Below are 19,072 nucleotides of genomic sequence, written 5' to 3'. Positions count from 1 at the left end.
TAGGTCGTGCTGGCCGCACCGCACCTGTCCGGCGACGCCCGGCTCACATCCCCCCTGCCCAAAGTCTGACCGTCTCTCCCCTCATCGGCCACCGTCCGTCCGCAGCCTGTGGACAACTCTCGGCGACGCGTAGGGAATCTTGATCGATCAATCCCACAAATCGGTCATATTTACTCCTAGTCTGACATTGCTCTCGCCCATCCTGTCCACAGGGCTTGCGCACCTGTCCCGCTTCGGTTACTGGGAAGGACGGCCCATCCATGCCCGCAGACCTCGCCGTCATCGGACTCGGTCACCTCGGCCTGCCCCTGGCCCAGGCCGCCGTCGCCGCCGGCATCCCCACCCTCGGCTACAGAACTGGACCCGAGGGCGGCTCCCTCACCCCCGCCGAACTGCGCCGGATGCTCTCGGGAGGCTTCCGGCCGGCCACGAACCCGGCCGAGCTGGGCCGCGTCCGCACCGCCGTCATCTGCGCACCGACCCCGCGGGGCGCGGACGGCACCCTGGACCTCGGCCAGGTCGAGTCGGCGGCGCGCACCCTGGCCGCACGGCTGCGCCCGCACACCACGGTGATCCTGGAATCACCCGTGCACCCCGGGACCACCGAGGGGTTCCTGCGCCCGCTCCTCGAAACCGGCTCCGGACTGCGCGCGGGCCGCGACTTCCACCTCGCCTACTCCCCCAGCCGGGTCGACCCCGGCAACCGCGACTTCACCCCCGCGGGAACGCCGAAGGTCATCGGCGGCCTCACCCCCGCCTGCACCGAGTCGGCCGCCGCCTTCTACGGACGGCTCACCGACAAGGTCGTCCGCGCGCGCGGACCCCGCGAGGCGGAGACCGTGCAGGTCCTGGAGACCAATTTCCGGCACGTCAACATCGCCCTCGTCAACGAGATGGCCGTGCTCTGCCACGACCTGGGCGTCGACCTGTGGGACGTCATCCGCTGCGCGGAGACCAAGCCGTTCGGGTTCCAGGCGTTCCGGCCCGGCCCGGGGGTCGGCGGCCACGGACTCGCCCAGGACCTCGGCGGCCCCTCCGGGCGCCCGCTGCGGATGGTCGAACTGGCCCGGCAGGTCAACGACCACATGCCCCAGTACGTCATCCAGCGCGCCGCCGCGCTGCTCAACGAGCACGGGAAGTCCGCCCGGGCCGCGCGGGTGCTCCTCCTCGGCGTCACCTACAAGGCCGACACCGCCGACCAACAGGGCGCCCCCGCCCACGAGATCGCCGTACGGCTGATGGAACTCGGCGCCTCCGTCAGCTATCACGACCCGCACGTACCGGCCTGGAGCGTCCTCGGGCGGCCCGTACCGCGCGCGGACTCGCTCTACGAGGCCGCGGCCGACGCCGACCTGACGATCCTGCTCCAGCAACACCGCACGTACGACCTGCAAGGACTGTCCGTGAAGGCCCAACTCCTCCTGGACACAAGGGGAGCGACCCCGACGGGCGCGGCGCACCGGCTCTGAGCCGGGGAAAATGACCTCACCGATTGTCACTGCCCCCTGCTAATCTGCGGCAGCTCTCGTACACACGTGCGCCCGCGCCCCGGGCGCCGATCGGTGTGCGGCGCTTTCCACGCGCACGTCCACCGTGCGCCCGCATCCCAGGGGGGAACCACATGAGCCAGCCGACGCCGCCCGGTCCACCGGTCGAGAACAACCCGTACGCGGGCGAGCCCGCCGACCAGCCGCCCGTCCCGCAGCCGGGCATCCCGCAGCAGGGCGTCCCGCAGCAGGCCGCGCCGCAGGGCACGCCCCAGCCGGGCTTCCCCGCCGCGCCCGGCTTCCCGACCGCGCCCGTCGCCCCGGCGGCGCCGGCGCGCGAGAACTTCGCGCTCGGCCTCGTCGCCGCCATCGGCGCCGGTGTGGTCTCCGCGATCCTGTACGGCCTCGTGACCGGCCTGACCAAGCACGAGATCGGCTACGCCGCCGTCGGCGTCGGCTTCCTCGTCGGCATCGCCACGGGCCGCGCCGGAGGCCGCAGCCAGAGCCTCCCGGTCGCCGGTGTGATCATCTCCGTCGCCGCGATCTACCTCGGCCAGCTGATCGGCGAGGCCATGATCATCGCCAAGGCCGCCGGCGTCAGCTTCAGCGAGGTCTTCTTCCACCACATCGACATCGCCCAGGCAGGCTGGAAGGCCGACGCCAACCCCCTGACCTTCGTGTTCTTCGCGATCGCGGCCTACGTCGCCTTCCAGAGCGCCCGCAAGGCCGGTCACGGCCACTGAGATGCCCTCGCGGGCGTCGCCGAACTGCTCACCGGCGGCTGACCCGCCCCCGTACATGCCGGAAGGCCCCCACCGATTCGGTGGGGGCCTTCCGGCGTACGACGCGTGAGAGCGCCGGTGGAACCGCGCGGTCAGCGCTTGTGCTGGGCGTCCGCGACCGTCACCTCGACGCGCTGGAACTCCTTGAGCTCGCTGTAGCCGGTGGTGGCCATGGCGCGGCGGAGGGCGCCGAAGATGTTCATCGAGCCGTCCGGGATGTGCGACGGGCCCGTGAGGATCTCCTCGATGGTGCCGACGGTGCCGAGGTCGACCTTCTTGCCGCGCGGCAGCTCCTCGTTCACCGCCTCCATGCCCCAGTGGTGTCCGCGGCCGGGCGCGTCGGTGGCGCGCGCGAGCGGGGAGCCCATCATCACGGAGTCGGCGCCGCAGGCGATCGCCTTGGGGAGGTCGCCCGACCAGCCGACACCGCCGTCGGCGATGACGTGCACGTACCGGCCGCCGGACTCGTCCATGTAGTCGCGGCGGGCCGCGGCGACGTCCGCGACGGCGGTGGCCATCGGGACCTGGATGCCCAGAACGTTGCGCGTGGTGTGCGCGGCGCCGCCACCGAATCCGACCAGCACGCCCGCCGCGCCGGTGCGCATCAGGTGCAGGGCCGCGGTGTACGTGGCGCAGCCGCCGACGATCACCGGGACGTCGAGCTCGTAGATGAACTGCTTCAGGTTCAGCGGTTCGGCGGCACCGGAGACGTGCTCGGCCGACACCGTCGTACCGCGGATGACGAAGATGTCCACGCCCGCGTCGACGACGGCCTTGGAGAACTGCGCCGTGCGCTGCGGGGACAGGGCCGCGGCGGTGACGACTCCGGAGTCGCGCACCTCCTTGATGCGCTGCCCGATCAGCTCCTCCTTGATGGGAGCCGCGTAGATCTCCTGGAGCCGGCGGGTCGCGCTCTCCGAGTCCAGTCCGGCGATCTCGTCGAGCAGCGGCTGCGGGTCGTCGTACCGCGTCCAGAGGCCTTCCAGGTTCAGGACGCCCAGGCCGCCCAGCTCGCCGATACGGATCGCGGTGGCCGGGGAGACGACCGAGTCCATGGGGGCGGCCAGGAAGGGCAGCTCGAAGCGGTACGCGTCGATCTGCCAGGCGATCGAGACCTCCTTCGGGTCCCGCGTACGGCGGCTCGGGACGACGGCGATGTCGTCGAAGGCGTACGCCCGGCGGCCGCGCTTGCCGCGCCCGATCTCGATCTCAGTCACGTTGTGGCCTTTCCGTCTTCGCTTCTGCGCCTCCCAGTATCCCCGACGCCCACGACGAGGGCGGCCCCGGAACCTCCGGGGCCGCCCTCGTGGCGGGCCTCCACGCGCGCGTGGAAGCCTTTTCAGCTGTACGGGTGACTACTTGAGGCGGCTGTAGTTCGGCGCCTCGACCGTCATCTGGATGTCGTGCGGGTGGCTCTCCTTGAGGCCCGCCGAGGTGATGCGGACGAACCGGCCGCGGTCCTGGAGCTCGGGCACGGTGCGGCCGCCGACGTAGAACATCGACTGGCGCAGACCGCCGACCAGCTGGTGGACGACCGCGGAGAGCGGGCCGCGGTAGGGCACCTGACCCTCGATGCCCTCGGGGACGAGCTTCTCGTCGGAGGCGACGCCCTCCTGGAAGTAGCGGTCCTTGGAGAAGGAGCGCTGCTCGCCACGGGACTGCATCGCGCCCAGGGAGCCCATGCCGCGGTACGACTTGAACTGCTTGCCGTTGATGAAGAGCAGCTCGCCCGGGGACTCCTCGCAGCCCGCGAGCAGCGAGCCGAGCATCACCGTGTCGGCGCCCGCGACCAGGGCCTTGGCGATGTCGCCCGAGTACTGGAGGCCACCGTCGCCGATGACCGGGACGCCGGCCGCCTTGGCGGCGAGGGACGCCTCGTAGATGGCCGTGACCTGGGGGACGCCGATGCCGGCGACGACGCGGGTGGTGCAGATGGAACCGGGGCCGACACCGACCTTGATGCCGTCGACGCCCGCGTCGATGAGGGCCTGGGCACCGTCACGGGTGGCGATGTTGCCGCCGATGACGTCGACGCCCGAGGAGTTCGACTTGATCTTGGCGACCATGTCGCCGACCAGCCGGGAGTGGCCGTGCGCGGTGTCGACGACGATGAAGTCGACGCCCGCCTCGATCAGGGCCTGGGCACGCTCGAACGCGTCACCCGCGACACCGACGGCCGCGCCGACCAGCAGACGCCCCTCGGAGTCCTTGGCGGCGTTCGGGTACTTCTCGGCCTTGACGAAGTCCTTGACCGTGATGAGGCCCTTGAGGACGCCCGCGTCGTCGACCAGCGGGAGCTTCTCGATCTTGTGGCGGCGCAGCAGCTGCATCGCGTCGTGGCCCGAGATGCCGACCTTGCCGGTGACCAGCGGCATCGGCGTCATGACGTCGCGCACCTGCTGCGAGCGGTCGGTCTCGAAGGCCATGTCGCGGTTGGTGACGATGCCGAGCAGCTTGCCGCCGCCGTCGGTGACCGGGACACCGGAGATGCGGAACTTGGCGCAGATCGCGTCGGCCTCGACGAGCGTGGCGTCCGGGCGCACGGTGATCGGGTCGGTGACCATGCCGGACTCGGAGCGCTTCACCAGGTCGACCTGGTTGGCCTGGTCCTCGATGGACAGATTGCGGTGCAGGACACCGACGCCGCCCTGACGGGCCATCGCGATCGCCATGCGCGACTCGGTGACCTTGTCCATGGCGGCGGAGAGCAGCGGGATGTTGACCCGGACGTTCTTCGAGATGTGCGAGGCGGTGTCGATCTGGTCGGGCGCCATGTCCGACGAGCCCGGCAGCAGCAGCACGTCGTCGTAGGTCAGCCCGAGTGTCGCGAACTTGGCGGGCACTCCGTCGACGTTGGCAGTCATGACACCTTCCCCAAATGGCCTTGATCGGTGCGGATGTCCATGCTAACGGGAAGCATGGCTCTCTCATTCCACGGTTGTGGGTGGGCTTCGGCTTCGTATGTTCGTACGGGATGACGGCCTTCCCCGTTCAGTCCGTGCCCGGACGGGTGCCGGAGGCCCGCTCCGGGCCCGCGGAACGAGCGGGCGGGGACCTCGGACGGGCGGCCCGTTCCCGTGGAACGCCCGCGGCACGGCAGGGCCCGGAGGGGCCGGTCGGGCGCCGCCGGGGTACGTCACCTTTTGCCTGCAATTTGCGGAGGGGAAGGTCTCCGGTTCTCCCGGCGCCCGACGACGCCCCCTCACCAGGTGACAGGCATCACCGGAAAGAGTGACGCCGGGCCACCGGAAGAGTGGCCCCGGGGCACCGGAAGGAGTGACCCTGAGTCACCGGAAGGCGTGGCTCCGCATCACCGGAAGGAGTGCGCCGCCGACCGGACGCAAGGCCGCTCGACGGGCCGGCGCGGCGGGCCCGTCCCAGCGCGCGGTCACTGCTCCGCCAGGGCCCGCAGCCTGCTCAGCGCACGGTGCTGGGCCACCCGGACCGCGCCCGGGGACATCCCCAGCATCTGGCCCGTCTCCTCGGCCGTGAGACCCACCGCGATCCGCAGAAGGAGCAGTTCACGCTGGTTCTCGGGCAGGTTGGCCATGAGCTTCTTGGCCCATTCGGCGTCACTGCTGAGCAGCGCGCGCTCCTCGGGGCCCAGGGAGTCGTCGGGCCGCTCCGGCATCTCGTCCGACGGAACGACCGTGGACCCCGGATGGCGCATCGCGGCACGCTGGAGGTCGGCGACCTTGTGTGCGGCGATCGCGAAGACGAACGCCTCGAAGGGACGCCCGGTGTCCTTGTAGCGCGGCAGCGCGAGGAGCACCGCGACACAGACCTCCTGCGCCAGGTCCTCCACGAAGTGCCGCGCGTCCCCCGGGAGCCGGGACAGACGGGCGCGGCAGTAACGCAGCGCGAGCGGGTGTACGTGGGCGAGCAGGTCGTGCGTGGCCTGTTCGTCACCGTCGACCGCGCGAAGGACGAGCGCACCGATCCCCGTCGTCTCGTCTTCACGCATCGGTCCATGGTGCCTTGACGTCGTTCTGTCCGTGGCACCGCGTCCGTAGTTGTGCACCGAAGCGTTATGAGCAGGTGCGCCGGAACTCATCTCCTGCGCCCTCCCCTCCCGCTCGACCGACTTGTCCCCAAGGAACTCCACACCTCAAGGATGCGGCATCCGCCGGGAAACGGGGATCGGACACCGAAGAGGCCCTCCGCAAGGACCCGGCCCTGCCCGCCGTCCGGCGGGCAGGGACTGCCGACGTCATACCCACGACGCGGCCCGGCCAAGGGCCGCACCGCGGCTCCCGGCGGGCGCGCGACGACCGTCCGGGCACCTCGCCGCGCCGCCGGATCACCCGGACAGGCCCGGCACGAGGACGCCCCGCGGTCCTGCGACGCACCGCGTCCGACGCCGCGCGCCGATCCACAGGGGACCACCACGGGACACCTCTCAGCGAACCAGGCCCCAGCGGAATCCGAGCGCGACCGCGTGCGCCCGGTCCGAGGCACCGAGCTTCTTGAAGAGCCGCCGGGCGTGGGTCTTGACCGTGTCCTCGGAGAGGAACAGCTCACGGCCGATCTCCGCGTTCGAGCGTCCGTGGCTCATTCCTTCGAGCACCTGGATCTCACGCGCGGTGAGCGTGGGCGCGGCGCCCATCTCCGCCGAACGCAGTCTGCGCGGCGCGAGCCGCCAGGTCGGGTCGGCGAGCGCCTGGGTCACAGTGGCGCGCAGCTCGGCCCGCGAGGCGTCCTTGTGCAGATAGCCGCGGGCGCCGGCGGCGACGGCGAGTGCCACGCCGTCCAGGTCCTCGGCGACGGTGAGCATGATGATGCGCGCACCGGGGTCGGCGGACAGCAGCCGCCTGACCGTCTCCACGCCGCCCAGTCCGGGCATACGTACGTCCATCAGAATCAAATCCGAACGGTCGGCTCCCCAGCGGCGGAGGACTTCCTCGCCGTTGGCCGCCGTCGTCACGCGCTCGACGCCGGGCACGGTCGCGACCGCGCGGCGGAGCGCCTCTCGGGCAAGCGGGGAGTCGTCGCAGACGAGGACGGATGTCATGACCGTCCTCCGCAGCTGATGCGCGTCACCTTGAGCCTCCAGGCTGTTACGAATCGTCACCTGTGCGGTCGACACTCGCAGGCGGATATGACCGCCTACCCGAGCGCTTGTTCCTTCAACCGCCTCAGCCATCTCAACGATGGTCACTCGAAAGAGTTACGGGGCAGTCGGCCGTCATCGGCACTGTACGTGAGGGCGCGGACACGGTGCAGACATGCGCGCCGACCCTCAACGTTTCATCACAACCCATGCCCCATTTAGCCTGTTTTCTTCCCATTTGCTGGTGTCTGAGGCTAGATTCGCAATGAGTCATATTTTCATCTCCTTAGATCGTAGATGTACGGTCGGTGGGCACAGAGCAGCCCAGAACGGCAACAAGGGGACACGCAATGGCAGATTTCTCTCGCCTTCCCGGTCCGAACGCGGACCTCTGGGACTGGCAGCTCCTCGCAGCCTGCCGAGGGGTCGACAGCTCGCTCTTCTTCCACCCGGAGGGCGAGCGTGGTGCGGCACGGAGCGCTCGTGAGAACTCGGCCAAAGAGGTCTGCATGAGATGCCCGGTGCGCGCGGAGTGCGCGGCACACGCGCTGGCGGTGCGCGAACCGTACGGCGTGTGGGGCGGACTGACCGAGGACGAGCGCGAAGAGCTCATGGGACGGGCACGCAACCGACTGGTCTCGGCGGCGGCCACAGGAAACACTTCCGCCTCGAACAACTGAAGGAACGTTTCTGCCAACTGGGTGAGTGCCGGCCGCGCGTGAGGGTCGCCGGATACGGCCGCGCGTGACGGCCGCCGGATACGGCTGTGCGTGAGGGTCGGCGGACATACGGCCGTGCGTCACGGCCCCTGCGGGACGGTCCGTGCCGTACCGGCCCGCGCGTGACGGTCCGGCTCCGTCGCGGGTGGAGCGCTAGCGGGCGGCCGCCCGTGCCAGCCGGTCCAGCGTCGCGGCCACCGCCGGCACCTCGGCGAGGTCCGGGAGGGTCAGGGCGACGATCTCGCGGCGCACCGCGGGCTCCACCGTCACGGTCCGCGCCCCCTTCGGGCGTACGGACTCGATCGCGAGCTCCGGCAGGACGGCGACGCCGAGTCCCGCGCCCACGAGTCCGACCACCGCCGGGTAGTCGTCGGTGGCGAAGTCGATGCGGGGCTCGAACCCGGCACCGCGGCAGACCTCGACGAGCTGGCCGCGGCAGCGCGGGCAGCCCGCGATCCACGACTCACCGGCGAACTCGCCGATCGCCGCCGACCGCGAGCGCGCGAGCGGATGCCCCTCGGGCACCAGGCCGACCAGGCGGTCCATCAGCAGGGGCCGCACGACGAGGTCGTCCCACTCCTCTACGCCCGGAGCGCCCTCGTAGCGGAACGCGAGCGCGATGTCGCAGTCACCGGCCCTGAGCTTCTCGACGGACTCGGGCGGTTCGGCCTCCTCCAGGGAGACACGGGTGCCCGGGTGCGCGGCGCGCAGCGCGGCGAGGGCCGTGGGGACGAGGGTGGAGCTTCCGCTGGGGAAGGAGACCAGGCGGACGCGGCCCGCGCGGAGCCCGGCGATCGCGGCGACCTCCTCCTCGGCGGCCGTGAGCCCGGACAGGATGCTCGCCGCGTGCTTGACCAGAGCCTCGCCCGCCTGGGTGAGACGCATCTCGCGCCCGGTCCTGACCAGCAGCGGGGTGCCCACGGACGACTCCAGGGCCTTCATCTGCTGGCTCACCGCGGGCTGGGTGCAGCCCAGCTCGCGCCCCGCGGCCGAGAAGGATCCGGTGGTGGCGACTGCGCGCAGGACACGGAGATGTCGGGCCTCGATCACCCTGCGAGCATAAGCGCATCTTGGGTTCGGCGCCGAATATCACGTCGACGCTTTGGGGCGGATCGCCTAGCTTGGTCCCATGAATCTTCTGTCGCTGAACCTGGGCCGGGCGCAGGCCGTCGCGTACACGGACCAGCCGGAGGGCGTGACCGGCATCGACAAGCGTCCGGTCGACGGGCCGGTCCGTGTGACGGCGCCGGGGCCCAAGGGGACCGGCGGGAGCGGGCTCGCGGGGGACGCGGTCTGCCATCTTCGGCATCACGGCGGTGACGACCAGGCGGTGTACGCGGTCGCGCGCGAGGACCTGGACGACTGGGAGCGCGAGCTCGGCCGGGCGCTGCCGAACGGCGTGTTCGGCGAGAACCTCACGACGCTGGGGCTCGACGTGTCCGGTGCGCTGATCGGCGAACGCTGGCGGGTGGGTTCCGGCGTCGTCCTGGAGGTCACGAGCGGGCGGATCCCGTGCCGCACCTTTCAGGAACATCTCGGTGAGAAGGGCTGGGTCAGGCGGTTCACCGGCCGGGGTGCGCCCGGCGCGTATCTGCGGGTGATCGAGCCCGGCGAGATCCGCTCCGGCGACCGGGTCGAGATCGTGCACCGGCCGGACCACGATGTCACCGTGGCCCTCCAGTTCCGCGCCGCGACGACCGAACGCACGCTGCTGCCGCGTCTTTTGGCGGCGGGCGAGGCACTGCACCCGGAGTCGCGGGCCGCGGCGCGGGAGTACGTGGCGAAGTACGGCGGCTAGCGGCGGCCCGCGTTCCCCGGCGATGCCGACCCGGGCATCCGGGTCCGTGGAGGCCGGGTGCGGATTCGGCGTGGCGGCCGGGCGAGGAAATCCCGCGACCGCCAGGCACGGAAGATCCCTGGCCACCAGGCGCGGATTACGGGGGCGGCCGACGCGAAGCACCCGCAGCCGCCGGGCTTGAAGAAACCCGCAGCCGCCCCGCGCGGAAGACTCCCGGCCGTCGGTGCGAAGGGTCCGTGGAGGGCCGGTGCCGAAGGTGTGCCGCATGGTGTCGGGCAACTGATGGCGCCGGGCGGCGCGGGGTCCGGGCGGTCACTACCCTGACGCCATGACAACGGCTCTGATTACGGGATCGACCGCGGGGATCGGTGCCGCGTTCGCGCGGCGGCTGGCGGCGGACGGGCACGACCTCGTGCTGGTGGCGCGGGACACGAAGCGGCTGCGGGAGCAGGCGACCGAGCTGCACGACCGGCACGGCATCGAGGCGGAGGTGCTCACCGCGGACCTGGCGACGGACGCGGGCATCGAGGAGGTCGCCGCCCGGCTCTCCGACCGCAAGAACCCGGTCGACCTGCTGGTCAACAACGCCGGCTTCGGCAACAAGGGCCGCTATCTGGACGTGTCGATGGCGGACGAGCTGAAGATGCTCAAGGTGCACTGCGAGGCGGTGCTCCGGCTGACGTCGGCGGCGGCCGAGGCGATGCGGGAGCGCGGCCGGGGCGGTGTCGTCAACGTGGCGTCGGTGGCCGCGTTCGTGCCGCGCGGTACGTACGGGGCGTCGAAGGCGTGGGTCGTGCAGTTCACGCAGGGCGCGGCGAAGGATCTCGCGGGCAGCGGGGTGCGGCTGATGGCGCTGGCCCCGGGCTTCGTGCGCACCGAGTTCCACGAGCGGGCGGGCATGGGCACGGACAACATCCCGAACTGGATGTGGCTCGACGCCGACAAGCTGGTCGCGGCGGCGCTTGCGGACCTGGCGCGCGGGAGAACCCTGTCCGTCCCGGATCCGCGCTACAAGGTGCTGATGGGCGTGGTGAAGGTGACCCCGCGGGCGCTGCTGGGCGGGATCTCGTCGAAGACGGGACGCAAGTACGGGCCCCAGTGAACCGGGGCGCGCCGCCGGACCCCGGCTCGCGATGATCGTGCGGTGGGTGATGCCGCCCCTCCGGTGGGAGGATTGAGGGTGTTTCGACCGGAATGAGAGCCGGAGGCGGCGCCATGACTTTCGTACAGCTGATTGACGGCAGGACCAGTCGGTTCGACGAGATGAACCGGCTGATGGACACCTGGGTCGAGAAGACCAACGGCAGACGGACCGCCACGCGCGGTGTCGTCGGCAAGGACCGCTCGGACGCGCACCACTTCGTGGAGATCGTGGAGTTCCCGTCGTACGAGGAAGCGATGAAGAACTCGAAGATGCCGGAGACCGAGCAGATCTTCCAGGAGATGGTGGCGCTCTGCGACGGGATGCCGACCTTCACGGACCTCGACGTGATCCGCGACGACAAGCTCTGAGACACGGGCCGGTTCGAGGAGCCCGCGCAGCACACGGGACCGGAGGGAGCCGGTCCGGGCCGCGCGCCGGAGTCGGCCCGCCGCGCGGCTCGGCCCCGGTTGCCGCGGGCCGTCGGGCAGAACGCACGAGGTCCCCGCTCCTGTCGGAACGGGGACCTCGTCACGCCGTCACACCCGGCAGGGTGCGGCGGCGCTCATGACGTCGGGCGTCAGTGGGAGTGGCCGTGGCCGCCGTGGCCGGCGTCGCCCTCGTCCTCGGCCGGCTTCTCGACGACCAGGGTCTCGGTCGTCAGGAGCAGCGAGGCGATGGAGGCGGCGTTCTCCAGGGCGGAGCGGGTGACCTTGACCGGGTCGATGACGCCGGCCTTGACCAGGTCGCCGTACTCGCCGGTGGCCGCGTTGAAGCCCTGGCCCTTGTCGAGCTCGGCGACCTTCGAGGTGATGACGTAGCCCTCGAGGCCCGAGTTCTCGGCGATCCAGCGCAGCGGCTCGACGGCGGCGCGGCGGACGACCGCGACACCCGTGGCCTCGTCGCCGGTCTTGCCGAGGTTGCCCTCCAGGACCTTGACGGCGTGGACGAGCGCGGAGCCACCACCGGAGACGATGCCCTCCTCGACCGCGGCGCGGGTCGCGGAGATGGCGTCCTCCAGACGGTGCTTCTTCTCCTTGAGCTCCACCTCGGTGGCGGCGCCGACCTTGATGACGCACACGCCGCCGGCCAGCTTCGCGAGGCGCTCCTGGAGCTTCTCGCGGTCCCAGTCCGAGTCGGTGTTCTCGATCTCGGCCTTGATCTGGTTGACGCGGCCGACGACCTCGTCGCTGCTGCCGGCACCGTCGACGATGGTGGTGTCGTCCTTGGTGACGGTCACGCGGCGGGCGCTGCCGAGCACGTCCAGGCCGATCTGGTCGAGCTTGAGGCCGACCTCCTCGGCGATGACCTGACCACCGGTGAGGGTGGCGATGTCGCCGAGCATGGCCTTGCGGCGGTCACCGAAGCCGGGGGCCTTCACGGCGACGGCGTTGAACGTGCCGCGGATCTTGTTCACGACCAGGGTCGACAGGGCCTCGCCCTCGACGTCCTCGGCGATGATCAGCAGCGGCTTGGAGGCGTTCGCCTGGATGACCTTCTCCAGCAGCGGCAGCAGGTCCTGGATGGAGCTGATCTTGCCCTGGTGGATGAGGATGTACGGGTCGTCGAGGACGGCCTCCATACGCTCCTGGTCGGACACCATGTACGGGGACAGGTAGCCCTTGTCGAAGGCCATGCCCTCGGTGAAGTCCAGCTCCAGACCGAAGGTGTTGGACTCCTCGACGGTGATGACACCGTCCTTGCCGACCTTGTCCATCGCCTCGGCGATGAGCTCGCCGACCTGGCTGTCCTGGGCGGAGAGCCCGGCCACGGCGGCGATGTCGGACTTGTCGTCGATCGGGCGGGCCGTCGCGAGGAGCTCCTCGGAGACGGCCTTGACCGCGGCGTCGATGCCCTTCTTCAGGAGGGCGGGCGACGCGCCGGCGGCGACGTTGCGCAGGCCCTCGCGCACGAGCGCCTGGGCGAGCACGGTGGCGGTGGTCGTACCGTCACCCGCGATGTCGTTGGTCTTGGTCGCCACCTCCTTCACCAGCTGCGCGCCGAGGTTCTCGAACGGGTCCTCGACCTCGACCTCGCGGGCGATGGTCACACCGTCGTTGGTGATGGTGGGAGCGCCGAACTTCTTGTCGATGACGACGTTGCGGCCCTTGGGGCCGATCGTCACCTTCACCGTGTCGGCCAGCTTGTTGACGCCGCGCTCAAGGGCGCGACGGGCGTCTTCGTCGAACTTCAGGATCTTCGCCATGGAAGCGGTTCAGCCCTCTCGGAAAATATGGAGAACGAACAGCGCCCCCGGCGCCCGGCTGGAATGATCGCGGGTGCCAGGGGCGTGGTTCACTGCAATGCTTGGTGCGGGGTTGTCCGGGGGCGAACCCCGAACTCCCTTACCAGGTGAATTACTTCTCGATGATCGCGAGCACGTCGCGAGCCGAGAGGACGAGGTACTCCTCGCCGTTGTACTTCACCTCGGTGCCGCCGTACTTGCTGTAGAGAACGATGTCGCCGACGGCGACGTCGAGCTCGACACGCTTGCCGTCCTCGATGCGGCCCGGGCCCACGGCCAGGACGACGCCCTCCTGGGGCTTCTCCTTGGCGGTGTCCGGGATGACCAGGCCGGAGGCCGTGGTCTGCTCGGCGTCGAGCGGCTGGACCACAATGCGGTCCTCGAGCGGCTTGATGGCAACCTTGGAGCTGGTGGTCGTCACGATCCGACCTCCCCCTTCGGAGATCTCACGGGGTTAACTGTCTGAGGTGGCGACCAGGTCGATCCGTCGTCGCGGGTGCCGGACCTGCCTGTCGCTGTTGGCACTCTCCAGGGGTGAGTGCCAGACCTGAGACTATGACTGTGATTAGCACTCGGTCAAGCGGAGTGCCAAAGGCGTCGGCGTGGCGTGGTCGGGAAGGTGCCCGATCACGCCGAATGGGCGTCTCGCCGGCGGCGCCGACCGGCCCTGCGGCGGTCCCCCTGGAGGGGGTTCTCCTCCTCCGTGGGGCCCCTAGAGGTAGTTCTCCAGCCGCGCCAGGGTGAAGCCCTCGCGCTGGATCCGCCGGAGCAGCCGGAGGGTGGCGTTCGTGAGTCCGGGTTCGCCGGGGCCGGAGAGGATGTCCCCGGGCCTGAGCCGGTGCGCGTCGGCCGTCCTGCCGAGGACGATCGCGGCGACCCCGCAGTCGGCGGCGGCACGCAGGGTGGTGTCGTCGTATCTGCCGTACGGGGGCCGCAGCAGCCGGGGCCGGACGCCGAAGCGCCGGGTGAGCTTGTCCTGTTGTCCGCAGATCTCGGCGCGCTGGCCGGCGTAGGGCAGACCGGCCAGGACGGCGTGGTCGAGGGTGTGGTTCTGGACGCTCGCGCCGACGGCGCGCAGCCGGGCGAAGTGCCCGTACCCGGGTCCGGCGACCCGGTCCGTGAGGAACATGCTGACCGGCAGGCGCAGTTCGCGGACCATGTCGGCGAACCGCGGATCGCGCTCGGCCCCGTCGTCGTACGTCAGGAAGACCACTTTGTCGCGGGTGCGGACCTGGTTCACGACGGGCGGCAGTCCGGTGTCGGCGGTGCGCGCGGTGGTCCGGACGGACACCGCGGGCGCCGGGGCGAGCGGGCTGGCGAGCCCCCAGCGGCGGTACGCCGACTGTGTCGGGTGCACCCGTTGGGCGGCCTTCTTGCCCAGCCGTTCGATGGGGTCGACGGACTGCGCGCAGCCGCCGAGCAGCGCCGCCACGAGCAGCCCGGCGACCGGGACCCGGACCCTCACCGGCACCCGCACCCGCACCCGCACCCTCACAGGTAGTCCTCCAGGCGTGCGACCGCGTATCCCTTGGCCGTGACGGTCCTCAGGAAGCGGCGGACCATGTCGGGCATGGTGCCGTTCCACTCCTCGCGGCCCTGGAAATGGGTCAGGACGATGTCGCCGGGGTGCAGGTCCTGGTCCTCCTCGCGGTACTCCCAGTGGTCGACGAAGACCTCCTCGTTCCAGATGGGCGCGTACCGGATGCCGCAGGACTTGGCGGCGCGCAGGGTGTCCTGGTCGTAGTTGCCGTACGGCGGCCGGAAGACGGTCGGGCGCCTGCCGAACTCCTTCTCCATCACGTCCTGCATGCCGCAGATCTCGTGCTTCTGCCGCTCGTAGGAGAGTGCGGGCAGGTAGGGGTGGTGCAGGGTGTGGTTGTTCAGGGTGATGCCGCGGTCGCGCATCCTCCGGAAGTACCCGTAGTCGTCCTTGACGAGGAAGTCGCTGAGGAAGGCGGTGTACGGGATCTTCAGGTCGCTCATCATCCGCAGGAACGCGGGGTCCTTCTCGGAGCCGTCGTCGACGGTGAGGAAGACGACCTTGTCCTTGGTGGGGACGGTCGTGAAGACCGGCGGCAGCCCCAGTTCCCTCTGGTCGTCGACCTCGAAGCCCTTGCGTGCCCGGATGCGGGGCTTCCTGGCGGGCGGCGCGGGGGGTGTCAGCGGCACCGCGGCCAGTCCCCAGCGTTTCGCGACGGCGGCGCGCCTGGCCTGTGCCTGGCGGAGGCGGACGGCGTACGCGGCGAGGGCGCGGGCGGGGTCCGCGGGGAGCCCGGCCCGCAGGGCGGGGGCGTGGGCCGGTCTGGCGCCTGCGGCTCCCGCGGCCGGGACGGAGGCGGCCCCGGCGCAGCCGGAGGCGAGCAGGGCGAGGGCGAGCGCGCCGACTCCCCAGCGCGCACCAGCCCCGTTCGCGCCGGTTTTGTAATTTTGTCGTACGGGTCGCATGGGGCCGGATCCTCCCAGCTCAGCGCCCCGCGAGAGCTCCGACACCGCCGCCGGAAGCGCACCGTCCACCGACTGGCCCACAATGGCCGGGTGAACGACGTCTCCTTCGCCCCCCTCCTCACCGCCGAGGGCCGCGCCCTGCTCGACGAGGTCCGCGCCACCGAACCGGCACAGGAACTGGCCGTCGCCACCCGGCTGCGCCGCGAGCACCCCGCCGAACTGGTCTCTGCGGCCCTCGGACAGGCCCGGCTGCGGCAGCGGGCGGTGGCGAAGTTCGGCGCCGAGGACGCCGGACGGATGTTCTTCACCCCGAACGGGGTCGAGCAGTCGACCCGTACGAGCGTGGCCGCGTACCGCGCCGAGCGGATGCGCGCGCTGGGGGTGCGCTCCGTGGCCGACCTGTGCTGCGGCATCGGCGGCGACGCCATCGCGCTGGCCCGCGCCGGAATCCGCGTCCTGGCCGTCGACCGCGACCCGCTGACGGCCGCCGCCGCCCGCGCCAACGCCGACGCGCTGGGACTCGCGGATCTGATCGAGGTGCGCGAGAGCGATGTGACCGAGGTGGACACCGCGTCGTACGACGCCGTCTTCGTGGACCCCGCGCGCCGGGGCGGCCGGGGCCGGATCTTCGACCCGGAGGCGTACTCGCCGCCGCTGTCCTGGGCGGTCGCGGCGGCACGGAAGGCTCCGCTCGCCGCGCTGAAGATCGCGCCCGGCATCCCGCACGAGGCGATCCCCGCCGAGGCGGAGGCCGAGTGGATCTCGGACGGCGGGGACGTGAAGGAGGCCGTGCTCTGGTTCGGCACGGAACCCGGCCTGGTGCGCGCGACCCTGCTGCCGGGCCCGCGCGGGCTGCGCGGCCGCGGCCTGCCGGATCCGGCGGTCAGGGCGGTCGGCCGCTATCTGTACGAGCCGGACGGCGCCGTCATCCGCGCGCATCTGGTCGCCGAGGTGGCCGAGGACCTGGACGGCGGGCTCATCGACGAGACGATCGCCTACGTCACGGCGGACGAATTGCGCCCGACGCCGTACGCCACCGCGTACGAGATCACCGATCGCATCCCCTTCAACGTGAAGAAGCTGAAGGCGCTGCTGCGGGAGCGGGAGGTCGGGGTGCTGACCGTGAAGAAGCGCGGTTCCGCCGTCGAGCCGGAGGAGCTGCGGCGCAAGGTGAAGCCGCAGGGCCGGAACTCCGCGACGGTGTTCCTGACCCGGGTGGCGGGGGCCCCGACCATGCTGGTCGGAGCCCCCGCCCGGCCGTCCGCCGACGGCGGGGCCTGAGCCCGCGGCCGACTAGTGCTCCTGCTGGTGGCGGGTGCCGAGCGCGCTCAGGTCCGGCGCGACGACGGGCCGCGACGCGGTGCCGGTGCGGACCGGCTGGGCGCCGGTGACCGGACCGGCCGAGGAGAGCGACGTCGCCGTGGGCGCCAGGCCGTTGTAGTACGGCGTGTACTTCCACTGGCTGCCGCTCGCGCTGATCGCCGCGCCCGCGGAGTTCAGCGCCGACGCCGACACCGAGCCGGTGCCGCCGAACACGGCCAGGCCGTTGATGCCGGCCGCGCCCTTGACCAGGTAGGACTTGGTCTCGGAGGGGAGGGAGGCGACGTCCGTCCACAGCACGGGGCCGAAGACGTTCATCGCCGCCGCGGCCGAGGTGCCACCGCGCCAGCTGTCGGTGGAGGCCAGGGCCACGTTGGCCGGACCGCCCCACCAGAACCGCGCGAGGGCGGCCGCGTTGCCCGCGTTGGTGCTCTCCGCGATCGGGTAGTAGGTGTACGACGACGGCCAGTGGGAGAAGGACGTGTGCGTGAGCGCGTACTTCGCCGAGCCGCCGACCGGGATCATGTAGGTGTCGCGCGGGTCCAGGCCGTTGAGGTACGCCTTCACCGACGCGGTCAGCGTGTTGCCGTCGTTGAGCACGACGACCGCCTTGCCGCTCGTTCCGTCCGCGCCCGCCGCCGCCGCCGCGGCGAGCGCCGAGTGGTAGTCGGTGCCGGTCGCGATGAAGACGTAGTCGGGCGCGCTGGTGATGGACTTCGCGACGGCGACCGAGGTCGAGTAGCGCGAGGTGCCCGCAAGCCGCTTCGAGGTGAAGCCGAGCGCGGAGATCTTCGAGGCGACGAAACTGCCGAGGATCGAGGTGCCGCCGACGAGGTAGACCGGGGCGCCGGGCTTGAGGACCCGCTTCAGCTCCGCCTGCACGGACGCGGAGACCGAGGTGGCGGACGTCAGCAGGACCGGCCCGTGCTTCTTGCCCGCGAGGGCGGGGGCGGTCAGCGCGTACGACTGGCTGTCCTGGGAGACCAGCACGGCGGACGAGGCGTTCATCAGGCCCGGCTCGCTCTTGCCGACCGTGTTCCAGGTCCAGCGGGACGCGGCGATGTTGCTGGCGTTGACGTCGGCGCCCCAGACCCGGGCGACGGAGTTCTTGCGCAGCGGCTGCCAGGCGAGGTCCCCCTTGGTCATGGTGGGCGAGTCGTAGATGACCTTCGCCGTGCCTCCGACGAGGTCCAGGACCTGGTCCTGCCACGCGCCGGAGGTCGTCGTCAGCTGGTACGCGAGGCGGGTGCCGTCGGGCGACCAGGCGGGCTTGCTGATGTAGCCCGTCTCGTCCGCCAGCAGCCGGGTCGCCCCGGTGCCGTCCACGCCGACCGTGTACAGCTTGCCGTCGACCGTGTAGGCGACCTTCGTGCCGTCCGGGGAGATGGCCGGCGCGTTGGCCTTGCCGGTCACCAGCCGCTTGAAGGCGCGGGTCGCACCGTCGTACAGCCACACGGCGCCGAACCGCGTGTCGCCGCTGCACGTGCTGCCCGAGCGGATGAACACCAGCTTGCCGTCGACCGAGCCGCTGGGCTGGCTGTCGCAGCCCTCGTCCGCCGTGGCGAACAGGTGCTGCTGGTAGCGGGTGCCGTCGGAGGCGGCGACGCGCAGCCGCCCGCTGAGCGTGAACACGACCGAACTGCCGCCCCACCAGAAGGTCGGGTCGGCGGCCAGGATCGAGTCGGTCGTCTTGACCGGGAGCTCCACGGAGCCCTTGAAGTCGTGACCGATGACGTCGACGCGGCCGGTGCGGGTGTTGACGTAGGCCATCCGACTGCCGTCCGGCGACCAGGTGGGCTGGTCGGCCCTGTCCAGCCGCATGACGGGCGGCGTGGAGCCGTCGGCGCTCATCGTCGAGATCGTCTCGTCGAGGTCACCGGTGAGGATGCCGTTGCCGGCCGTCCAGGTGACGTCGGCCGACGCGGCCGGCGCCAGGGCTGTCGCGGTGCCGGCGGCCAGGGCCGTCATCGCGGTGAGCGCCACGAGTCTGTGGCGCGCGGATATGCGCAAGGGTCTACCCCCCCCCCAGGTAGGTGTGATGGGCTGCCGGACCACGCCTCACGGGGGCCTACGGGTGAACGGAGA

The 19,072-nt window shown here is 71.2% G+C and carries 16 protein-coding genes and 1 pseudogene; 7 read left to right on the top strand and 10 right to left on the bottom strand.

What is annotated here, in order from left to right:
* The first annotated feature begins 260 nt into the window (after positions 1-260).
* The gene (locus tag WJM95_RS19570; protein ID WP_339130983.1) at positions 261-1,469 is read left to right on the top strand and encodes a nucleotide sugar dehydrogenase; all 1,209 of its coding nucleotides are present in this window, start codon (positions 261-263) and stop codon (positions 1,467-1,469) included.
* A 152-nt stretch (positions 1,470-1,621) separates the two neighbouring features.
* Complete coding sequence (locus WJM95_RS19565) at positions 1,622-2,230, top strand: hypothetical protein (RefSeq protein ID WP_339130982.1); 609 nt, start codon at positions 1,622-1,624, stop codon at positions 2,228-2,230.
* A gap of 131 nt (positions 2,231-2,361) precedes the next feature.
* On the opposite strand, the gene WJM95_RS19560 is transcribed toward WJM95_RS19565, so the two are convergent.
* The 4 genes from WJM95_RS19560 to WJM95_RS19545 all read right to left on the bottom strand — a co-directional run bounded on the left by WJM95_RS19560 (position 2,362) and on the right by WJM95_RS19545 (position 7,280).
* Entirely contained in the window at positions 2,362-3,486 is a 1,125-nt protein-coding gene (locus tag WJM95_RS19560) for a GuaB3 family IMP dehydrogenase-related protein (RefSeq protein ID WP_339130981.1), read from the bottom strand.
* Positions 3,487-3,624: 138 nt separating this feature from the next.
* Positions 3,625-5,133 (bottom strand): IMP dehydrogenase, encoded by a 1,509-nt coding sequence (gene guaB, locus WJM95_RS19555; protein WP_339130980.1) that lies wholly within the window; start codon positions 5,131-5,133, stop codon positions 3,625-3,627.
* A 524-nt stretch (positions 5,134-5,657) separates the two neighbouring features.
* The gene (locus WJM95_RS19550; RefSeq protein ID WP_326785994.1) at positions 5,658-6,233 is read right to left on the bottom strand and encodes a sigma-70 family RNA polymerase sigma factor; all 576 of its coding nucleotides are present in this window, start codon (positions 6,231-6,233) and stop codon (positions 5,658-5,660) included.
* Positions 6,234-6,668: 435 nt separating this feature from the next.
* Positions 6,669-7,280 (bottom strand): response regulator transcription factor, encoded by a 612-nt coding sequence (locus WJM95_RS19545; RefSeq protein ID WP_003948568.1) that lies wholly within the window; start codon positions 7,278-7,280, stop codon positions 6,669-6,671.
* A gap of 389 nt (positions 7,281-7,669) precedes the next feature.
* Here WJM95_RS19545 and WJM95_RS19540 point away from each other — a divergent pair, with 389 nt between their 5' ends.
* Positions 7,670-7,999, top strand: coding sequence for a WhiB family transcriptional regulator (locus WJM95_RS19540; protein WP_037626848.1), 330 nt, complete (start codon positions 7,670-7,672; stop codon positions 7,997-7,999).
* 192 nt (positions 8,000-8,191) lie between these two features.
* On the opposite strand, the gene WJM95_RS19535 is transcribed toward WJM95_RS19540, so the two are convergent.
* Positions 8,192-9,088 (bottom strand): LysR family transcriptional regulator, encoded by an 897-nt coding sequence (locus tag WJM95_RS19535; RefSeq protein WP_339130979.1) that lies wholly within the window; start codon positions 9,086-9,088, stop codon positions 8,192-8,194.
* A gap of 79 nt (positions 9,089-9,167) precedes the next feature.
* On the opposite strand from WJM95_RS19535, the gene WJM95_RS19530 reads away from it, so the two are divergent.
* From WJM95_RS19530 to WJM95_RS19520, 3 genes and pseudogenes are all read left to right on the top strand, one after another.
* Positions 9,168-9,836, top strand: coding sequence for an MOSC domain-containing protein (locus WJM95_RS19530; protein WP_339130978.1), 669 nt, complete (start codon positions 9,168-9,170; stop codon positions 9,834-9,836).
* A 328-nt stretch (positions 9,837-10,164) separates the two neighbouring features.
* Positions 10,165-10,938, top strand: a complete 774-nt coding sequence (locus WJM95_RS19525) for an SDR family oxidoreductase (protein ID WP_339130977.1) — start codon at positions 10,165-10,167, stop codon at positions 10,936-10,938.
* A gap of 113 nt (positions 10,939-11,051) precedes the next feature.
* Positions 11,052-11,345, top strand: a pseudogene (locus tag WJM95_RS19520) (ester cyclase); the annotation flags it as partial.
* 212 nt (positions 11,346-11,557) lie between these two features.
* Here WJM95_RS19520 and groL read toward each other — a convergent pair.
* The 4 genes from groL to WJM95_RS19500 all read right to left on the bottom strand — a co-directional run bounded on the left by groL (position 11,558) and on the right by WJM95_RS19500 (position 15,667).
* The gene (groL, locus tag WJM95_RS19515; protein WP_339130976.1) at positions 11,558-13,183 is read right to left on the bottom strand and encodes a chaperonin GroEL; all 1,626 of its coding nucleotides are present in this window, start codon (positions 13,181-13,183) and stop codon (positions 11,558-11,560) included.
* 151 nt (positions 13,184-13,334) lie between these two features.
* Positions 13,335-13,643 carry a co-chaperone GroES gene (gene groES / locus WJM95_RS19510; RefSeq protein ID WP_266761820.1) on the bottom strand — a complete coding sequence of 103 codons (309 nt, stop codon included), beginning with the start codon at positions 13,641-13,643 and terminating at the stop codon, positions 13,335-13,337.
* Positions 13,644-13,934: 291 nt separating this feature from the next.
* The gene (locus WJM95_RS19505) at positions 13,935-14,687 is read right to left on the bottom strand and encodes a polysaccharide deacetylase family protein (protein WP_339135677.1); all 753 of its coding nucleotides are present in this window, start codon (positions 14,685-14,687) and stop codon (positions 13,935-13,937) included.
* A gap of 26 nt (positions 14,688-14,713) precedes the next feature.
* Positions 14,714-15,667, bottom strand: coding sequence for a polysaccharide deacetylase family protein (locus WJM95_RS19500; protein ID WP_339130975.1), 954 nt, complete (start codon positions 15,665-15,667; stop codon positions 14,714-14,716).
* A 90-nt stretch (positions 15,668-15,757) separates the two neighbouring features.
* On the opposite strand from WJM95_RS19500, the gene WJM95_RS19495 reads away from it, so the two are divergent.
* The gene (locus tag WJM95_RS19495; protein ID WP_339130974.1) at positions 15,758-16,948 is read left to right on the top strand and encodes a methyltransferase domain-containing protein; all 1,191 of its coding nucleotides are present in this window, start codon (positions 15,758-15,760) and stop codon (positions 16,946-16,948) included.
* A 12-nt stretch (positions 16,949-16,960) separates the two neighbouring features.
* Here WJM95_RS19495 and WJM95_RS19490 read toward each other — a convergent pair whose 3' ends face one another.
* Entirely contained in the window at positions 16,961-18,997 is a 2,037-nt protein-coding gene (locus tag WJM95_RS19490; RefSeq protein ID WP_339130973.1) for a cell wall-binding repeat-containing protein, read from the bottom strand.
* Between the last annotated feature and the right edge of the window lie 75 nt (positions 18,998-19,072).

It is taken from the genome of Streptomyces sp. f51 (assembly GCF_037940415.1).
Classification (GTDB): Bacteria; Actinomycetota; Actinomycetes; order Streptomycetales; family Streptomycetaceae; genus Streptomyces.
The sequence above is the reverse complement of the archived record's forward strand: the minus strand, read 5'-3'. Positions and strand labels throughout refer to the sequence as shown.

Bases quoted from the DNA above. Each gene is read 5' to 3' on its own strand.
- WJM95_RS19550 (WP_326785994.1), bottom strand. From the start codon at position 6,233: ATGCGTGAAGACGAGACGACGGGGATCGGTGCGCTCGTCCTTCGCGCG.
- guaB (WP_339130980.1), bottom strand. From the start codon at position 5,133: ATGACTGCCAACGTCGACGGAGTGCCCGCCAAGTTCGCGACACTCGGG.
- WJM95_RS19570 (WP_339130983.1), top strand. From the start codon at position 261: ATGCCCGCAGACCTCGCCGTCATCGGACTCGGTCACCTCGGCCTGCCC.
- WJM95_RS19545 (WP_003948568.1), bottom strand. From the start codon at position 7,280: ATGACATCCGTCCTCGTCTGCGACGACTCCCCGCTTGCCCGAGAGGCG.
- groL (WP_339130976.1), bottom strand. From the start codon at position 13,183: ATGGCGAAGATCCTGAAGTTCGACGAAGACGCCCGTCGCGCCCTTGAG.
- WJM95_RS19565 (WP_339130982.1), top strand. From the start codon at position 1,622: ATGAGCCAGCCGACGCCGCCCGGTCCACCGGTCGAGAACAACCCGTAC.
- WJM95_RS19525 (WP_339130977.1), top strand. From the start codon at position 10,165: ATGACAACGGCTCTGATTACGGGATCGACCGCGGGGATCGGTGCCGCG.
- WJM95_RS19530 (WP_339130978.1), top strand. From the start codon at position 9,168: ATGAATCTTCTGTCGCTGAACCTGGGCCGGGCGCAGGCCGTCGCGTAC.
- WJM95_RS19500 (WP_339130975.1), bottom strand. From the start codon at position 15,667: ATGCGACCCGTACGACAAAATTACAAAACCGGCGCGAACGGGGCTGGT.
- WJM95_RS19540 (WP_037626848.1), top strand. From the start codon at position 7,670: ATGGCAGATTTCTCTCGCCTTCCCGGTCCGAACGCGGACCTCTGGGAC.